The following is a 14673-nucleotide window of genomic DNA, read 5'->3' on the forward strand; positions in this document are numbered from 1 at the left end:
CCATTTAAAGATAAGTAATAGAAGTGAACGGTTGACGGTCAGTTTAGAGTCCCCTTTAGGGGGCAGTCAGTAAAGTGCCCTTATAGGGCGAAATTAAAACCGCCGGTTCTACCGGCGGATAGTTACTAGAAAAGACAAAATTTATAAAGTATTTAGAGACTTAATCAAGGTGGGTGTAAGTGAATTCAGAGAAAAGCCGCTACGCGGTTCTTTTAACAAACATATGCAGAGCCAACGATAACCAAGAGGATGAATAAAACGACAATTAACGTAAATCCGTTATAACCGTAACTCATTGTCCTCAGCTCCTTTCTTTACTTCCCTATAGTTTATGTTAAATAAAAAATGATGAATAGACAACAGCGGAAAAAGTGAAGGACGATGGTAAATTGTACGTTTTGCTATGTTAATAAAGGGTATAGTAAGACTAACTTGAACGCATGAAGGAGTGCACTGAAAATGCTAAAAAAATTGTTTGGAATAAAAGAAGAAACGAAGCCTACCGAAGAACAGATTTATAGCCCAGTAACAGGCACATTAATTCCGATTGAAGAGGTACCAGATCCTACTTTTAGTGAGAAAATGATGGGAGATGGATTTGCTGTTGCTCCAACTGAAGGTAAGGTTGTAGCCCCTGTTGATGGAGATGTTGTACAAGTCTTTCCAACTAAACATGCGGTAGGAATGAAAACAGCAGGTGGCTTAGAAATACTTATTCACATTGGCCTGGACACGGTTCATTTAGGAGGAGAAGGGTTTACCACACAGGTGAAAGAGGGAGATCACGTTAAGAAAGGTGATACACTTGTCGAGTTTGATATCGATGTAATTAAAAAGAAGGCAACGAGTACGATCACTCCTGTAGTCGTTACGAATGTGGAAAAAATAGCGCAAATGAGTAAAGAGTCGCATATAGATGTCATTGGAGGAGCGACAGAGGTATTAACCGTCTCAATCAAATCATCTTAACATTTTAATCATTAGGCCACTGAAAAGGTTGTATGTTTCAGTGGCCTAAAAGAAATGGCTTTAAAAACTAAACCGAGGGTATACATAAGGGCTATCAGGTGCTTCGATAATTTCGAAGCCACGTAACATGATTTGTGGAATACGCATCTCACCATACGTACTTTCTCCAATAATGCCACTTACTCGTACCCAAGTATCATTATCTAGTTCAAGAGGCTCATCTGAACGAACCATCGTTCCGTAAACAGAGGCATCGGCAATACAGCATGTCATTCCAAATCGGGCTACGACAAATTGGTCATCGTCAAAGTCATCTTCTTGAAAAACAAACCCGACCATTTCAATTGATTTCCCAATGAAATCATTTAAATGTAGGTCAAGAATCGTCATGACATCTAAGTAATTTTCTTCCGTTACAATAACGGTGTCTTCTTCTACTAACTCTGAAGAAAGCTCGCTGTAATATTGGTTATATCCTTCTTCAGTGTAAAATTCTTCATTAGATATAGAATCTGCTCCTTCTTGGTTTTCTAATTCAGCATAGTAGGCCTCCGGGTCATCAAGAAATGCTTCTGCCCGTGAAGTTGATGAAGAGTTTGCAGGCTCTTGTGCTACTGGAGTCGTCTCAACTAAACCAGAACCAAATTGAACACCACGATTCGCTGCGACTGAGCTGTCTAATAAACGGTCTGGTAAAACGAAACCTAATACAATCGGGGTGATGAAAATCGTATAAATAATTAGCTTAACAAAAAACGGTCCTTGTACGGAGTGATCGGTACCGCAATCACAAAGCTGTTCCTCTTCCTGCCCTTTTTTTGTACTTCTAATAATTTGTAGAATACCAAGTATTAAGAAGACGGCAGTGGCAAAATAAATAAGCGGGAACATTGTCGGTGCGATGTAATACGTAATATTACCCGTCATTAAAAATGCAAGCATAAGTAAAGCAAAACCTATTAGAATAATTCCACGAATATAGGCGTGAAATCCAGTATCAGATTGATTATTTTTCATTTACAACACCTTCCTTACAAGATTTGGAGATATTGAAGTGCAATCATTGCGGCGAATACAACAACCGTAACGACAGTCATAAAGATCACGACAAAGCGTACTTTGAAAAAGGCAAATAGCATAAACGTATTTTTTAAATCAAGCATTGGTCCATATACTAAAAAGGCAACTAATGAGCCTGTTGAGAATGTATTGTTAAATGATGCAGCGACAAACGCATCAGCCTCAGAGCAAAGAGAGATTAAAAAGGCAAATCCCATCATGACTGCTGTAGAACTCCATTCGTTAGTTCCGATAGCTAGAAGGAACTCACGATCAAGTAATGTTTGGAACAAAGAAGCGACAAAGGCTCCCATAATTAAATATTTACCCATTAAGAAAAATTCATCAGCTGCATGGTACATCGTTTGTTTCATACGATTCATCTTCCTAGGATAGATAGGGTCTACAACTACCTGTCGCCCAACAAGTTCGTCCTTTGTCCATCTCAATTGATCTTTATTTTTGAAAATGATATAAAGGATCGCACCAATGAGAATGGAAAGAATAAAGGCTAGTCCCATTCGTGCATAGAGAACAGATAGATCAGTTCGGAATGCAAAAAAGGTTGAAGCAGCAACTATCGGATTTAATATCGGTGCAGCTACTAGGAAAACCACTCCTACGTGAAGGGGCATTCCCTTTTTTATTAAACGTCTTACAATTGGAACGATCGCACATTCACAAATAGGGAAGATCGCCCCCATAATCGCTGCCGGTAAAAGGGCTGCGTAAGCATTTTTAGGTAAATAACGATGGATAATTTCTTCTTTTACATAAATTTGGATCAAGGCTGAAACGAAAACGCCTAATAGAATAAATGGAACTGCTTCTAAGACAATACTTAGGAAGTTCATATGTATGAGCAACCACGTATCAGGAACCGTTATTCCAACTTGTTCATTTTTAAAAGAATCTATATTAAAAAAGAGAATAAGGAACAAGATAAGGAGAATAAATCCACTTAAGTCCTTAGCGAAACCTAGAAGGGTTCCTTTAAATGATTTCATAGTATTGAGCTCCTTCTAATAGAAACATAGTAGGAATAATTCTAACATATAACTTTTTCTGGGGGATAATTTTTTTTAAAATGTCATCAAGTTGAAAACATATTTGAAATATTTCCAAAAAAATATTATCAATTTAGGTAGCTTGATGAAGAAAATCCTGTTAGACTACGTAAGTTGAATTTAATAGAAGGGGTGAGATTTCATGCTACAAGCGATTGTTATTTTTATTGCACAACTTCTGTTCGTTCCAGTTCTTACATTAAGAACGATTATGATGGTGAAGGGTATGAAAGAAAAGGCTGCAGCACTTGGTATATTAGAAGGATTTATTTATGTGATTGCACTTGGAATTGTTTTCAGTGATTTATCAAATTATTTAAATATGTCATCCTATGCAATAGGCTTTGGTGTTGGATTGTATATAGGGCAAATTATTGAACAAAAGCTAGCGATTGGGTATGTTACGATTGAGGTTAACATTATGAATAAAAATGAAGAGCTAACGAAACATCTTCGTGATGAAGGTTTTAGCGTTTCATCAGCTGAAGTGGAAGGAATGAATAACGCTCGACGATACCGTTTAGATTGTACAGCAAGAAGAGATCGCGAAGAAGAGTTTATTAAGATTGTAAGTACGTATGAACCGAGTGCTTTTGTCGTATCCTACGAGCCTCGTAATTTCCGAGGAGGATACATTACGAAAGCAATGAAGAAAAGAAGAAAACAGAAGGAAGCGATAAAAGCACAATAAAAAGTAATGGATCAGTAAGGATACTTAAAACCTTACTGATCCATTTTTATAATGAAGTCGATGTTTGTTGATGTTTTCGTAGTAACCATACTAACAAAGAAATGAATAAGGAGAGAAATGTATAGAATATGGACCATCCAAAAAATATGTTCCAACCAATCGAATAATTCATCGAAATAAAAATGGTCGGTAAATTAAAAAGAATAAATGTGATCATCGGCGCAGCAAATAGGTCGTCATATTTCCATGCAAACACAAGAGAAAGAATGATTGTCATCATTGGAGCAACCATTGCATATAATAGAAGTTCCCACATGATGATACCTCCTTCCTAAGGATGAATTTTGAACCACTCTAAAAGGATATTCGCGGAGTGGTTCAAATATGAATGGATTAATTTATATACTTTTGTCCCTCCTGCTCATTAAGAAAGAACACTTCCTCTAATACCTTATTCTCAGAAAATAAAACGACATAATAAGAGCTGTGCGCATAAGGATGAATATCGTGGAGTAGCTCGTCGATTTCATCAGAAGAATCAATTTCAAAATAGTCAATGGAGAGTAAGCTCAAATCACTTTTTGAGTGAAGCGTATCAAATATTTCATAAGGGAAATAGTCACTTTTGATTACAATGGCGTGATGAATATGCTCGGATGTTAATCGGCTTTGCGATTGTAGTTCATTTTCCTCTAACCATTGATCGAATTGTGTGTACGATTTATTCCAAGTTAGCGATAGCACTCTGCCATTATTTAAATTGAACGTTATATCTGTTTCCCAATAGTTGGGGTTTAACGTATCATGAATCGTTTCTTCTCTAATATCTTGAATAAGAGCATCATGTATACGTTGAATATGATCTGCTTCATTAATATAGAGATAAGGTAGTTGCAAATGGTTCCGAATATGTCGGTTATTTACACTGATTGATTGAATATGATTTGTATCAACGTTCAAAATTGGATTGTGATTTCTTTTATATTCATTTGATTCGATAATCGGTTCTAGCCATTTTTCATATGCGTAAGCTGGAAATGAATATTCTCTTAGGATTGTATTCCCATTGTCTAAGTGATAACCAAATGTAAAGCGTTTAGTTTGGTCATCATACGTATGTGTGAAATTCATTAGGTGGTTTTTGTCACGAATAAGTTGCTCATGTAAGCCTATAATCGCTTGAATGACTTCAGGTTCTTCATAATAATGACTTGAAGGTTCTTCGCCATATGAAGCTTCAGTCACTGAATAATGATACAAATAACCTTGTTCAGAAAAGAAGACTTGATTAACGGATTCAGCTACTGGTATCCGTTTTTCGTAACCGGTAATGTCGAAATGAATAGCGATCCCTATCACCAAAACAACGGCGATATATCCAATATACCCTTTCCACTTATGAAAGACTCGCCAAGACTTTTGGATAATCATTTCAGCAATGAAATAACCAATGACCGATGCAATGAAATAACCAAAAAGAATCCAATTCCAGTCACTCCCGACATAGCCATAATACAATCCACCTAATAGCATGAAACACAATGTCACACCATATTTAAATAACGGCTTTAAAGGTGAAAATGAAATCGCTGACGTTGCCGCCTCAGCATGCCTTTTTTGATATAAAAAGTATGAGCTGATAACGGCAGCTAGACCGATTAGAGCATAAACAGTTATTTCTGTCGTTGATACGTCCTCATACGTAAGTCTAGGTAAGACGGTAAAAGGCACCCAAGACTCATAATGATGATACGTTAGTGAAAGTCCGTACATGGCAAATGAAATATTATATAGAAATAACACAATGATACCTGCGGGAAAAATGAATAAAATATAGGTGAGTGCTCCTTGTAAAACAGAGATACCGGTAAACATCCCGACAAAAACAGTGATATAAAACACAAAAAGGTTCATGAGTATCATCATGGCAAGCCATTCACTAACCGAAGAAATTGAAAGTAGGTTCGGTGCTGGAATATACCACCCGATCATTAGTAGAATTAGAGCGATCAACACATATGGAACAACTAAAAAAACGGTACCAGTTATGATTTTTTGGATGTAGAGCTGCTCTCGTCGTATCGGAAGACTATGGATAAAGTCACTTGATAATTTGACTTGCATGTAACGAAATAAAAAGATTCCTAATAATATTGGTAAAACAAAGGTCAAAAAGTATAGAAAGCCATATGACATATCAAATAATGATTCAGGAGGTACAAATGGTCTTTGTGGTGTTGCATTTGAATATTCAAATAGTAAATGAATAGGCATGGTAAACAACAAACAAATGAAGTATGCAAGTGGTAACCAGCCGATATGACGAATATTATAATTTAAAATCCCACGGTTAAACGAGAACATTTTCGATAGCATAGCCGACATCCCTCATTTCATAAATAAAGATTTCTTCGAGTGTAAGCGGAAGAAGGTCAAAAATGGCTGGTTGTAATGAAGCAATCTGTTCCTCGATGGTTATCTGGTTCCCTCTAACAATAAAGAGACGCACACTTCCACGCTTTTCTTCATATAGAACATCTACATTCTCTTTAAATGGATGAGACACTTCCTGTTTGAATGCTACTTGAACTTTATGAATGTCTGATTTTAGATCATCTAGCTCTTTTTCCATAATCATTTCACCATTGTACATAATTCCTATTGAATCACAAAGGTCTTCAACTTCTCGTAAATTATGAGAAGAGATTAGAATTGTCATTTCCCGTTCAGCGACGTCCTGAATGAGCAAGTTTTTAATTTTCTGTCTCATGACTGCGTCCAAGCCATCAAATGGTTCATCAAGTATAAGTATATTTGGCATGGTTGATAAGCTAAGCCAAAAAGAGACTTGTCTTTGCATCCCTTTCGATAGTTGGTGAACCTTTTTTTTGATGTCAATGTTAAACACATGACGAAGTTGTTGAAAGCGTTCTTCATTCCAATGTTTATACATATGTGAGTAAAACTGAGCAGCTTGCTTAATTGTCGTATTTGGGAAGAAATATAGATGATCCGCAATAAAAATAAGCCGTTGTTTTAATTCATTGTTTTCATAAATCGGTTGATTATTTATATAGACTGACCCATTGTTTTGCTTGTATATGCCCGAGATGATTTTTAGCAATGTTGTTTTCCCTGCACCATTTGAACCGAGTAATCCATAAATTGATCCTTTTTGAACAGTTAACGTAACGTCCTGGATCGCTTCATACTTTTCGTATTTTTTATGTAGGTGTTTAATCTCGATCATGAAGATCGCCTCCCTTGAGTGATTGTTCGGCATCGTTAATTAATGATACAAGCTCATCTTTATTCATTCCTAAATAAAGTGCTTCCGTTATAAGCTTAATAATCTCTTGCTTCATTTTTTTCACCTTTTCATCATTAATCGTTTCCGTTTTAGGGGCAACGAATTTTCCTTTTCCAGGTATAGAGTAGATATAACCTTGATGCTCAAGCTCGTTATATGCTTTTTGTATTGTATTTGGATTAATGGTTAATTCTTGAGCTAACATTCGGACAGAAGGTAATTGTTCATCAGACCGATAAACTTCTTGCATAATTAATTCCTTTAATTTATTGACAAGCTGTTCATAAATAGGCTTCCGACTACGAATATCTAATTGAAACATAAAGTCCTCCTTTCATGAGAGTCATACCGAGGTGGTTAACTGTATTATTTATAATAATACAGTTGGTGCGTCTATGCAACTATAATTTTAAAACGTAACGGTTCTCGTTTGAGCAAGTGCGAGAACTATGCTAATTTAATATGGAGGGAGGGAACGTTCATGAATAAATCAATTTCGACCTATATTCTAACAGGCTTCTTAGGAAGTGGAAAAACAACACTATTAAAACGAATGGTTGAGAAAGCGAAGGATGATGGGTTAACTCCAGCCATTTTATTGAATGAACTTGCTTCAGAAAATGTTGAAAAGCAGCTGTTCAAGGACGAAGAATTGATTGAGATGTTGGATGGTTGTATTTGTTGTACCATTCAAGACGACATGAGATTAGAAATTGAACAGCTTGTAACAAGTCGTGAAGATATTGATGTATTGTTCATTGAAGGGACTGGTATTGCTAATCCCGTTGAAATCGTTGAAGCTCTAGCTCATCCAAATGTTATTAATTATGTGAATGTTCACCAAGTTTTAGGTGCAGTGGATGCAAGTCGTTACCTGGAATTTCAAAGCATATTCCAAAGTTCTAAAGAAATTAGAGAAATGCTAAAGGATCAAATACGTACGAGTAGCCTAATTATTTTGAATAAAATCGATTTAATCGATGAAAAAGAGAAAGAGAAAGTAAAAAAACGGATACAAAAATTGAAACAAGAACAAGTAAATATAATAGAAGCGACATATGGTCAAGTGTCATTAGAACGGTTATTTGAGAAGCGTTACACAGTAATGAATTCTAGCAGTCATGATGTGAACGATTTAAACCACCATCACGACCATCATGATCATCCATTTCAAGCGGTAAATATAACAGACATTCCACCATTAAATAAAGTCATGCTTGAAAATTGGTTGAAAAAGCAATCGGTATTGTTACGTGCAAAAGGGTATTTGTATGTGGAGAATGACCCAACATTGTATAGTTGCCAATATTCATCAGGTCGCATGCAGTTAACGGCAGTTGATCAAACATTCGAACCTTGTCTTATTTTAATTGGGGCAGGTTTAAACGACGAGCTCGTTGACCAATTTAAAAAAACGTTTCATGTTTAAGTTGGAAATATAAAGGGAAAAGTTAAAAGAATGCTATTTATGAAGGAGCGATTAGATGAATGTACTAGTAGTGGGAGCTAATGGACAAGTAGCAAGACATACTTTAACGAAACTATCAGAAAAGGGCTATCGTCCTATTGCGATGATTCGTGACGAGGAACAAGCAAATGAATTAAAGCAATTAGGTGCTGTTGAAACCGTTGTAGGAGATCTAGAGCAAAACATTGATCATTTGTTTACGATACATCAGATTGATGCAATTGTGTTTGCTGCCGGTTCTGGTGGCCACACAGGTGCTGATAAAACGATATTGATTGATTTATGGGGAGCGATTAAGGTCACTGATACGGCTGAGAAATATGGAGTAAAGCGATTCGTGATGCTAAGCTCGATGGGAACCGTTGATCCTGACAATAGTGATCGAATTCGTCATTATTTAGTAGCAAAAAAGCTAGCTGATGAGCACTTGAAGCGCTCAAAATTAACATATACAATTGTTCGTCCGGGAAGCTTAGTGAATGAACCTGCTCAAGGCAAGATAAAATTAGAGGAAGAAATAAAGGTTCGTGATAATACGATCACAAGAGAAGATGTAGCGATTGTGTTAGCTGATGTCATCGAAAGAGAGAATACATTTGGTCAAACATTTGAAATTCTTAATGGGGACATTCCTATTAGTGATGCGTTAGCAAATGTGTAGGTACTTTGAATAGGAAAAAGAGTCTTGAAGGTTCAAAGTGAACTTTTGAGACTCTTTTTCATACTTAGAACAAATAATAAACTAAATGTGTATGGAGGTGTGTCTTAGTAGAGAAATGCTGTTAACACATATTTTCTTACACTTCCATAATCGTGTCTGGAGATAAGTAGAAATAGACAAAAATAGCAGCAACAAAGCAATAAATAGCAAAGTAAATCAATTTACTCTTTTTCAAAAAGCCGATTAGCCATACAATTCCAATCCAAGAAAAAATAAATGTAACGATAAAAGCAATTATTAACGGTACAATTCCGATATCCGCTACTAATGAGCCTTGTGTAAAATCGCCGATGGCTAAAACTGTCGACCCAAGAATAACTGGGATGGCTAATAAGAAAGAGTAACGAACGGCCGTTTCACGGTTTAAGCCGATAAATAGGGCCGTTATTAACGTTGCACCAGATCGAGAGATACCTGGAAAAACAGCTAACGTTTGCCCTAAGCCAACAATCATCGAATCTATAAATGTCATTTCGTCTTCTTTTCGATTTCCATAGCGTACAATTCGTTCAATAATAATGAGAAAGATACCTGTTATCGTTAAGGAAACAGCGATAACTGCAGGTGTTTTTAATGATTCACCGATAGAATCTTCAAGCAGCATCCCAAGAACTCCTGTAATACCAGTCGCAACCACAATGTAAATCGCAAAGAAGAACTGAGTTCGGTTTTCTTTACTTTTATTTGTAAAGTATTGAAAGAAGCCAACAATCACTTCAATTAAATCACGTCTGAAATAAATAACAACAGCAAGAACAGATGCTAGGTGGAGAAAGATTTCAAAAGAAAGCCCTGGAAATTGATAGTTAAAAACCATTTGTGTAATAATAATATGTGCTGTACTTGAAATCGGAAGGAATTCCGTAATTCCTTGAACGATTCCAAAGATAATCGCTTCAATGATAGACATATTTACCGTCCTTTCATACTAGGAATTTTTTTATTGAACTGTTTTATTCTAGCAAACTTTTGATTGTTCGAAAAGAATTCTTTTAATTGCCATATGTGTTTATTGCTATTGGAGCGCATTCCTTCTTATAATGACACTAGATGATCAAATACGGAGGAATTCATATGAAAAAGCTAAGAACGAAAATGATACTAGGTGCTTGCGTAATACTTGCTATTGCGGTTATCGTTTTTGCTGACCGTCAGCAGTATGGTAATGAAAAAGGAATGGTGATGGAAGATTTTCAGTTACCTATGTATGAGCAGGATGAAGGTCAGCTTTATGATTACAAAGGTGATGTTATCGTCTTAAATTTATGGGCATCTTGGTGTAAACCTTGTCGCGATGAAATGCCAGAATTAATGGAGCTACAAGCTGATTATACTGAAAAAAGCTTATCTATTGTAACAGTCAACATGCAAAAAACAGAACGAACCCTGAATGATGCTGCTGAATTTATTGAAGAAATTGATCTAACATTACCTGTTTTTTTTGATGAGGATGGAGAACTTCTAGAACGATTAGATGTACGCCATATGCCGACTACATATATCATCGATCGAGAGGGAGAAATTAAGCAGATCTTTATGGGTGAGGTTACTTATGAAATGATCGAAGAAGAAATCGAGCCTCTCTTATAAATTAATAACATATAATGTGAAAATAGAGGAATACTATAGGATATATTAGGACGTTAAAGGCGTGAAAAGGATGTACCGAGAAATAGAAGTAACGATCCAAGAGATTTCTTTTGAAGATGAGCACATTCAAAAGCTAAGAACGGACAAAGGTGCTAAACAGGCAATCCTTTATAAACGTCTTTGTTCCAAAGCCGAAGTAGGCGATACAGTCATTGTAAACGTTACGGCAACGGACTTACAATTAGGAACAGGTGGTTGGGATATTGTCGTCTCACATCGGCACAGAGCTCTGCATTGGACAGCTAAAAACGAAGGTCATATTATGAAAGCTCGCTATACGCCTTGCCAGCATAGTGTTCAAACAATCGAATCTCAAGAGAGTGACTATCATTCCTTATTTCAAAAGCCATTTTCATTAGCAGGACTACCCGTATTTTTGGCTGAGTTACATAGTATGATTCCTCTTGCCTTTTCCCTACTTAAAGTCAAATATCCGAAAAAGAGATTGTGTGTCATTATTGACGACCAGGCTTCCTTGCCTTTATTTATAAGTGAGCAATTACGCGAAATTAAAAAAGCTCATACACTTATAACGATAACGGTAGGGCAGGCTTTTGGTGGGGATTATGAGGCGATTACAGTGGCCTCTGCCCTACAGTTTGCCTACAATGTGCTCGAAGTTGATTGTTTAATGATTTCCGTTGGACCAGGTGTTGTTGGGAGTGGTAGCTATTATGGTTTTGCTGGTATGGTACAAGCGCATTGGTCTCATATCGTAAGCGCATTACAAGGTAAGCCAATTTGGATTCCGAGAATTTCGTTCATTGATAAACGAAGTCGACATTTCGGGTTAAGTCATCATACGTTAACGACGCTATGTGAATTTACATTTAAGCCAGCTAATATACCTTTCCCATTTTTGGATCAAGAGAAATTAAAGATTATTAAGGCGCAATTAATTGGAAGAGAGCCATATGCGAGCGACCACCATTTTTATTTTTCAACGATCCATGTAGATGAGTGGGTTGACGAAGCACTTAAGGCGTCACCTTTACCGATTCAATCGATGGGCCGGACTTTTGCGGAAGATCCCCACTTTTTTTGTGCTGTGGCAGAAGCTTTGCGATTTGGCATAGAATCATAACAGCTGTCAATATAATGCTCTACCGTTTCAAATGAATGTTGTAATTGTTTTAACTTGGCACGTACTTCCCACACTTTTCCTGCTATTGTTAGACCTTTATTGTGAATATACACCTTCAACGGTCCAGTCACATCCTTTCTTATGATACACTTTTATGTGAAGAGTCACAGAAAAAGAACTGGAGGAGAGACATGGACCATTTAAATGAAAAAACGATCAAAACGACCGAGATTTATAAAGGAAAAATCATTGATCTTCAGCTTGAAGAGGTGGAATTGCCGGATGGACGTACGAGTATAAGAGAGGTTATCAAACATCCGGGTGCAGTTGCTGTATTACCAATCAAAGAGGATGGAAAACTTGTTTTAGTGAGGCAATATCGAAAGGCGTTGCAAAAGTCGATTATTGAGATTCCTGCAGGAAAGCTAGAAGAAAATGAGGAGCCGAAGTTAGCTGCTATGAGAGAATTAGAAGAAGAAACAGGCTATAAGACTAACTCTTTAACGTTTATTGGCTCCTTTTACACTTCACCAGGGTTTGCAGATGAATTAATTCATCTGTATGTCACAAGAGATCTTGAAATTGGTCAAAGTCAAGCAGATGAGGATGAATTCATCGATGTGTTGGAGATTGATTTACAAGAGGCTGAGAAATTAATTAAAGAGCAAAAAATCCACGATGCTAAAACGATGTATGCGATTCAATATGCAAGGCTGTATGAAAAGAAAGGATGACTTTTGTGAATCATTATGTTACGGATCTACATATTCATATTGGTCGTACACGATCAAATGCAGCGGTGAAAATAACCGCTGCTTCTTCGTTGACTTTGGAAAATATTATCCATTATGCTGAGCATGTGAAAGGAATTGATGTCATAGGGGTAATTGATAGCCACGTTGGTGAAATTCTCGATCAGATTGAAGAACAAATTCGTAGTGGAGAGGCATATGAACGTGCGGAGGGAGGTATTCAATTTTCAAACGTGACACTTCTTTTAGGCACTGAAATAGAAATTTATGATGAGAATTGTCATGGTCCTATTCATGTACTTGCTTACTTACCCACACTTGAAAATATGAGAGCGTTTTCTAATTGGTTGTCAAAACGAATGAAAAACGCTACTTTAAGCTCTCAGCGAATTTATGAGAAGGCAGTAACGATTCAAGAAAAAGTTCGTGAATTAGAAGGCTTGTTTGTACCGGCACACATTTTTACTCCGTTTAAAAGCCTGTACGGAAAAGGAGTAATAAGTAGTTTAACGGAAGTATTACAACCTTCACTAATTGATGCGGTTGAATTAGGCTTGAGCAGTGATACGGCAATGGCTGTGCAAGTGATTGAGCTACAATCTTATCCTTTTCTGACGAATTCAGATGCTCATTCCTTGGAGAAAATGGCTAGGGAATATCAAATGATACAGATGAAGGAGCCGAGCTTTTCAGAATTGAGATTAGCGTTAAAAGAAGTTGATGGACGTAAAATAGTTGCTAATTATGGATTAGACCCTTTGCTTGGGAAATATTATCAAACAATATGTGCGAGTTGCTCGCAACCAATGACGGGAAGAAGATGCCTTATATGTCATAGTGAGTCGATTATAAAAGGGGTCTCAGAACGAATTAAAGAGTTATCATTAGGCCATTCAAAGGTTTGCCGTCCTTCATATGTGCATCAAATACCACTGGAATTTATCCCGAAAGTAGGCCGAAAAACATTAAATAGGTTAAGAGCTGCATTTGGTACAGATATGAATGTGATTCACAATGCTTCAAAAAAAGAGCTAGAGCAAGTGGTTTCACCGAAAATAGTAGAGTCTATTATGCTTGCTCGCACAAGTGATTTAGTTATTCGTGCAGGCGGTGGGGGGACATTTGGAAAGATAATAGATTAAAAAAGTTTTACGTCATAGATTCTCCTTATTACTCATAGAGTGTAGTAAGTGTACAAGGGAGGATGGTTATGATGAGGTATGGTCTTCGTGAAATGATCTCGATGCACCTCGAAGAAAATCGAACGATGTATGTGTTTACGACGGTTTTGTTTTTAATGGGAATTGTATTTGGAGCTATTATAGTTAATAGTTTGAGCTTAACACAAAAGCACGATTTATATATGTACGTTAATCAATTTTTTGGACATGTTACCGAGGGGGAGCTGGCTCAATCATCAACGATCTTTTCACAAAGCTATGCACATTATGCCAAATACTTTGGTCTTATGTGGATACTCGGGTTATCGATAATCGGTTTACCTGTTATTCTCGTTTTACTTTTTTTAAAGGGTGCTGTAGTCGGGTTTACAGTTGGATTTTTAGTGAACCAAATGGGAATGACAGGTTTTTTAATTTCATTTGTGTCGATCATGCCACAAAATTTTATATTAGTGCCAGCATTTATTATAGTTGGGACAGCTAGTATTTCTTTTTGTTTAAAAATGATTAGGCAGCAGTTTATGAAAAGAACGAACGTGCCGATTTTTCCTCAATTTATGAAATATACGTTGTTAATCCTATGTGTAGGAGCGATGCTTTCATTCGCGTCAGCTTTTGAAGCATATGTTTCTCCTGTATTAATGAGGTTAATCATTTCAAATCCAATGTAATAATTAATATAAATTGATAATAATTATAATTTTATAAATAAGAATTATTA

At 36.5% G+C, this 14673-nt stretch carries 18 protein-coding genes; 9 read left to right on the forward strand and 9 right to left on the reverse strand.

The window, feature by feature from the left end:
• Window positions 1–212: 212 nt before the first annotated feature.
• The gene (locus tag MW695_RS20920) at window positions 213–296 is read right to left on the reverse strand and encodes a YjcZ family sporulation protein (RefSeq protein WP_247107453.1); all 84 of its coding nucleotides are present in this window, start codon (window positions 294–296) and stop codon (window positions 213–215) included.
• Window positions 297–459: 163 nt separating this feature from the next.
• Here MW695_RS20920 and MW695_RS20925 point away from each other — a divergent pair, with 163 nt between their 5' ends.
• The gene (locus MW695_RS20925) at window positions 460–969 is read left to right on the forward strand and encodes a PTS sugar transporter subunit IIA (RefSeq protein WP_247107425.1); all 510 of its coding nucleotides are present in this window, start codon (window positions 460–462) and stop codon (window positions 967–969) included.
• A 60-nt stretch (window positions 970–1029) separates the two neighbouring features.
• On the opposite strand, the gene MW695_RS20930 is transcribed toward MW695_RS20925, so the two are convergent.
• Both MW695_RS20930 and MW695_RS20935 read right to left on the reverse strand, forming a co-directional pair.
• Complete coding sequence (locus MW695_RS20930) at window positions 1030–1986, reverse strand: TIGR03943 family putative permease subunit (protein WP_247107426.1); 957 nt, start codon at window positions 1984–1986, stop codon at window positions 1030–1032.
• A gap of 14 nt (window positions 1987–2000) precedes the next feature.
• A complete protein-coding gene (locus MW695_RS20935; protein ID WP_247107427.1) occupies window positions 2001–3035 on the reverse strand; it encodes a permease in 1035 nt (344 codons plus the stop codon).
• A 202-nt stretch (window positions 3036–3237) separates the two neighbouring features.
• Between MW695_RS20935 and MW695_RS20940 the strand changes: the two genes are divergently transcribed.
• Window positions 3238–3786: a DUF2179 domain-containing protein gene (locus MW695_RS20940; RefSeq protein WP_247107428.1), complete on the forward strand. Its 549-nt coding sequence runs from the start codon at window positions 3238–3240 to the stop codon at window positions 3784–3786.
• Window positions 3787–3832: 46 nt separating this feature from the next.
• Here MW695_RS20940 and MW695_RS20945 read toward each other — a convergent pair whose 3' ends face one another.
• The 4 genes from MW695_RS20945 to MW695_RS20960 all read right to left on the reverse strand — a co-directional run bounded on the left by MW695_RS20945 (window position 3833) and on the right by MW695_RS20960 (window position 7418).
• Entirely contained in the window at window positions 3833–4102 is a 270-nt protein-coding gene (locus MW695_RS20945; RefSeq protein WP_247107429.1) for a DUF2651 family protein, read from the reverse strand.
• A gap of 77 nt (window positions 4103–4179) precedes the next feature.
• Window positions 4180–6162: an ABC transporter permease gene (locus MW695_RS20950; RefSeq protein ID WP_247107430.1), complete on the reverse strand. Its 1983-nt coding sequence runs from the start codon at window positions 6160–6162 to the stop codon at window positions 4180–4182.
• Window positions 6137–7036, reverse strand: a complete 900-nt coding sequence (locus tag MW695_RS20955; RefSeq protein WP_247107431.1) for an ABC transporter ATP-binding protein — start codon at window positions 7034–7036, stop codon at window positions 6137–6139. The genes MW695_RS20950 and MW695_RS20955 overlap by 26 nt, the downstream gene beginning before the upstream one ends.
• Entirely contained in the window at window positions 7023–7418 is a 396-nt protein-coding gene (locus MW695_RS20960) for a GntR family transcriptional regulator (protein ID WP_247107432.1), read from the reverse strand. The genes MW695_RS20955 and MW695_RS20960 overlap by 14 nt, the downstream gene beginning before the upstream one ends.
• A 159-nt stretch (window positions 7419–7577) precedes the next feature.
• Here MW695_RS20960 and MW695_RS20965 point away from each other — a divergent pair, with 159 nt between their 5' ends.
• A complete protein-coding gene (locus tag MW695_RS20965) occupies window positions 7578–8525 on the forward strand; it encodes a CobW family GTP-binding protein (RefSeq protein ID WP_247107433.1) in 948 nt (315 codons plus the stop codon).
• A gap of 55 nt (window positions 8526–8580) precedes the next feature.
• Window positions 8581–9225 (forward strand): SDR family oxidoreductase, encoded by a 645-nt coding sequence (locus tag MW695_RS20970; RefSeq protein ID WP_247107434.1) that lies wholly within the window; start codon window positions 8581–8583, stop codon window positions 9223–9225.
• A 136-nt stretch (window positions 9226–9361) separates the two neighbouring features.
• Here MW695_RS20970 and uppP read toward each other — a convergent pair whose 3' ends face one another.
• Entirely contained in the window at window positions 9362–10195 is an 834-nt protein-coding gene (gene uppP / locus MW695_RS20975) for an undecaprenyl-diphosphatase UppP (RefSeq protein WP_247107435.1), read from the reverse strand.
• Between the two features lie 164 nt (window positions 10196–10359).
• Between uppP and MW695_RS20980 the strand changes: the two genes are divergently transcribed.
• Both MW695_RS20980 and MW695_RS20985 read left to right on the forward strand, forming a co-directional pair.
• Window positions 10360–10875 carry a TlpA disulfide reductase family protein gene (locus MW695_RS20980; protein ID WP_247107436.1) on the forward strand — a complete coding sequence of 172 codons (516 nt, stop codon included), beginning with the start codon at window positions 10360–10362 and terminating at the stop codon, window positions 10873–10875.
• A gap of 70 nt (window positions 10876–10945) precedes the next feature.
• The gene (locus tag MW695_RS20985; protein WP_247107454.1) at window positions 10946–12019 is read left to right on the forward strand and encodes a DUF3866 family protein; all 1074 of its coding nucleotides are present in this window, start codon (window positions 10946–10948) and stop codon (window positions 12017–12019) included.
• Here the strand turns inward: MW695_RS20985 and mciZ are convergent.
• Window positions 11935–12150 (reverse strand): Z-ring formation inhibitor MciZ, encoded by a 216-nt coding sequence (gene mciZ, locus MW695_RS22800; RefSeq protein ID WP_308446108.1) that lies wholly within the window; start codon window positions 12148–12150, stop codon window positions 11935–11937. The genes MW695_RS20985 and mciZ overlap by 85 nt on opposite strands.
• Before the next feature lie 60 nt (window positions 12151–12210).
• Between mciZ and MW695_RS20990 the strand changes: the two genes are divergently transcribed.
• From MW695_RS20990 to spoIIM, 3 genes are all read left to right on the forward strand, one after another.
• Window positions 12211–12753 carry an NUDIX hydrolase gene (locus tag MW695_RS20990; RefSeq protein WP_247107437.1) on the forward strand — a complete coding sequence of 181 codons (543 nt, stop codon included), beginning with the start codon at window positions 12211–12213 and terminating at the stop codon, window positions 12751–12753.
• A gap of 5 nt (window positions 12754–12758) precedes the next feature.
• Window positions 12759–13913: an endonuclease Q family protein gene (locus MW695_RS20995; protein WP_483299875.1), complete on the forward strand. Its 1155-nt coding sequence runs from the start codon at window positions 12759–12761 to the stop codon at window positions 13911–13913.
• Between the two features lie 68 nt (window positions 13914–13981).
• Window positions 13982–14623 (forward strand): stage II sporulation protein M, encoded by a 642-nt coding sequence (gene spoIIM, locus MW695_RS21000; protein WP_373647309.1) that lies wholly within the window; start codon window positions 13982–13984, stop codon window positions 14621–14623.
• Window positions 14624–14673 lie beyond the last annotated feature (50 nt).

This window comes from Halalkalibacter sp. APA_J-10(15), from assembly GCF_023017105.1.
In the GTDB taxonomy this organism is placed as follows: domain Bacteria; phylum Bacillota; class Bacilli; order Bacillales; family Bacillaceae_D; genus Halalkalibacter.

Coding starts and splice junctions, on each gene's coding strand:
- MW695_RS20925 (WP_247107425.1), top strand. CDS start 460: ATGCTAAAAAAATTGTTTGGAATAAAAGAAGAAACGAAGCCTACCGAA.
- MW695_RS20940 (WP_247107428.1), top strand. CDS start 3,238: ATGCTACAAGCGATTGTTATTTTTATTGCACAACTTCTGTTCGTTCCA.
- MW695_RS20970 (WP_247107434.1), top strand. CDS start 8,581: ATGAATGTACTAGTAGTGGGAGCTAATGGACAAGTAGCAAGACATACT.
- MW695_RS20990 (WP_247107437.1), top strand. CDS start 12,211: ATGGACCATTTAAATGAAAAAACGATCAAAACGACCGAGATTTATAAA.
- MW695_RS20965 (WP_247107433.1), top strand. CDS start 7,578: ATGAATAAATCAATTTCGACCTATATTCTAACAGGCTTCTTAGGAAGT.
- MW695_RS20960 (WP_247107432.1), bottom strand. CDS start 7,418: ATGTTTCAATTAGATATTCGTAGTCGGAAGCCTATTTATGAACAGCTT.
- uppP (WP_247107435.1), bottom strand. CDS start 10,195: ATGTCTATCATTGAAGCGATTATCTTTGGAATCGTTCAAGGAATTACG.
- MW695_RS20930 (WP_247107426.1), bottom strand. CDS start 1,986: ATGAAAAATAATCAATCTGATACTGGATTTCACGCCTATATTCGTGGA.
- MW695_RS20985 (WP_247107454.1), top strand. CDS start 10,946: ATGTACCGAGAAATAGAAGTAACGATCCAAGAGATTTCTTTTGAAGAT.
- MW695_RS20955 (WP_247107431.1), bottom strand. CDS start 7,036: ATGATCGAGATTAAACACCTACATAAAAAATACGAAAAGTATGAAGCG.
- MW695_RS20980 (WP_247107436.1), top strand. CDS start 10,360: ATGAAAAAGCTAAGAACGAAAATGATACTAGGTGCTTGCGTAATACTT.
- MW695_RS20935 (WP_247107427.1), bottom strand. CDS start 3,035: ATGAAATCATTTAAAGGAACCCTTCTAGGTTTCGCTAAGGACTTAAGT.
- MW695_RS20945 (WP_247107429.1), bottom strand. CDS start 4,102: ATGTGGGAACTTCTATTATATGCAATGGTTGCTCCAATGATGACAATC.
- MW695_RS20950 (WP_247107430.1), bottom strand. CDS start 6,162: ATGCTATCGAAAATGTTCTCGTTTAACCGTGGGATTTTAAATTATAAT.
- MW695_RS20920 (WP_247107453.1), bottom strand. CDS start 296: ATGAGTTACGGTTATAACGGATTTACGTTAATTGTCGTTTTATTCATC.
- spoIIM (WP_373647309.1), top strand. CDS start 13,982: ATGATGAGGTATGGTCTTCGTGAAATGATCTCGATGCACCTCGAAGAA.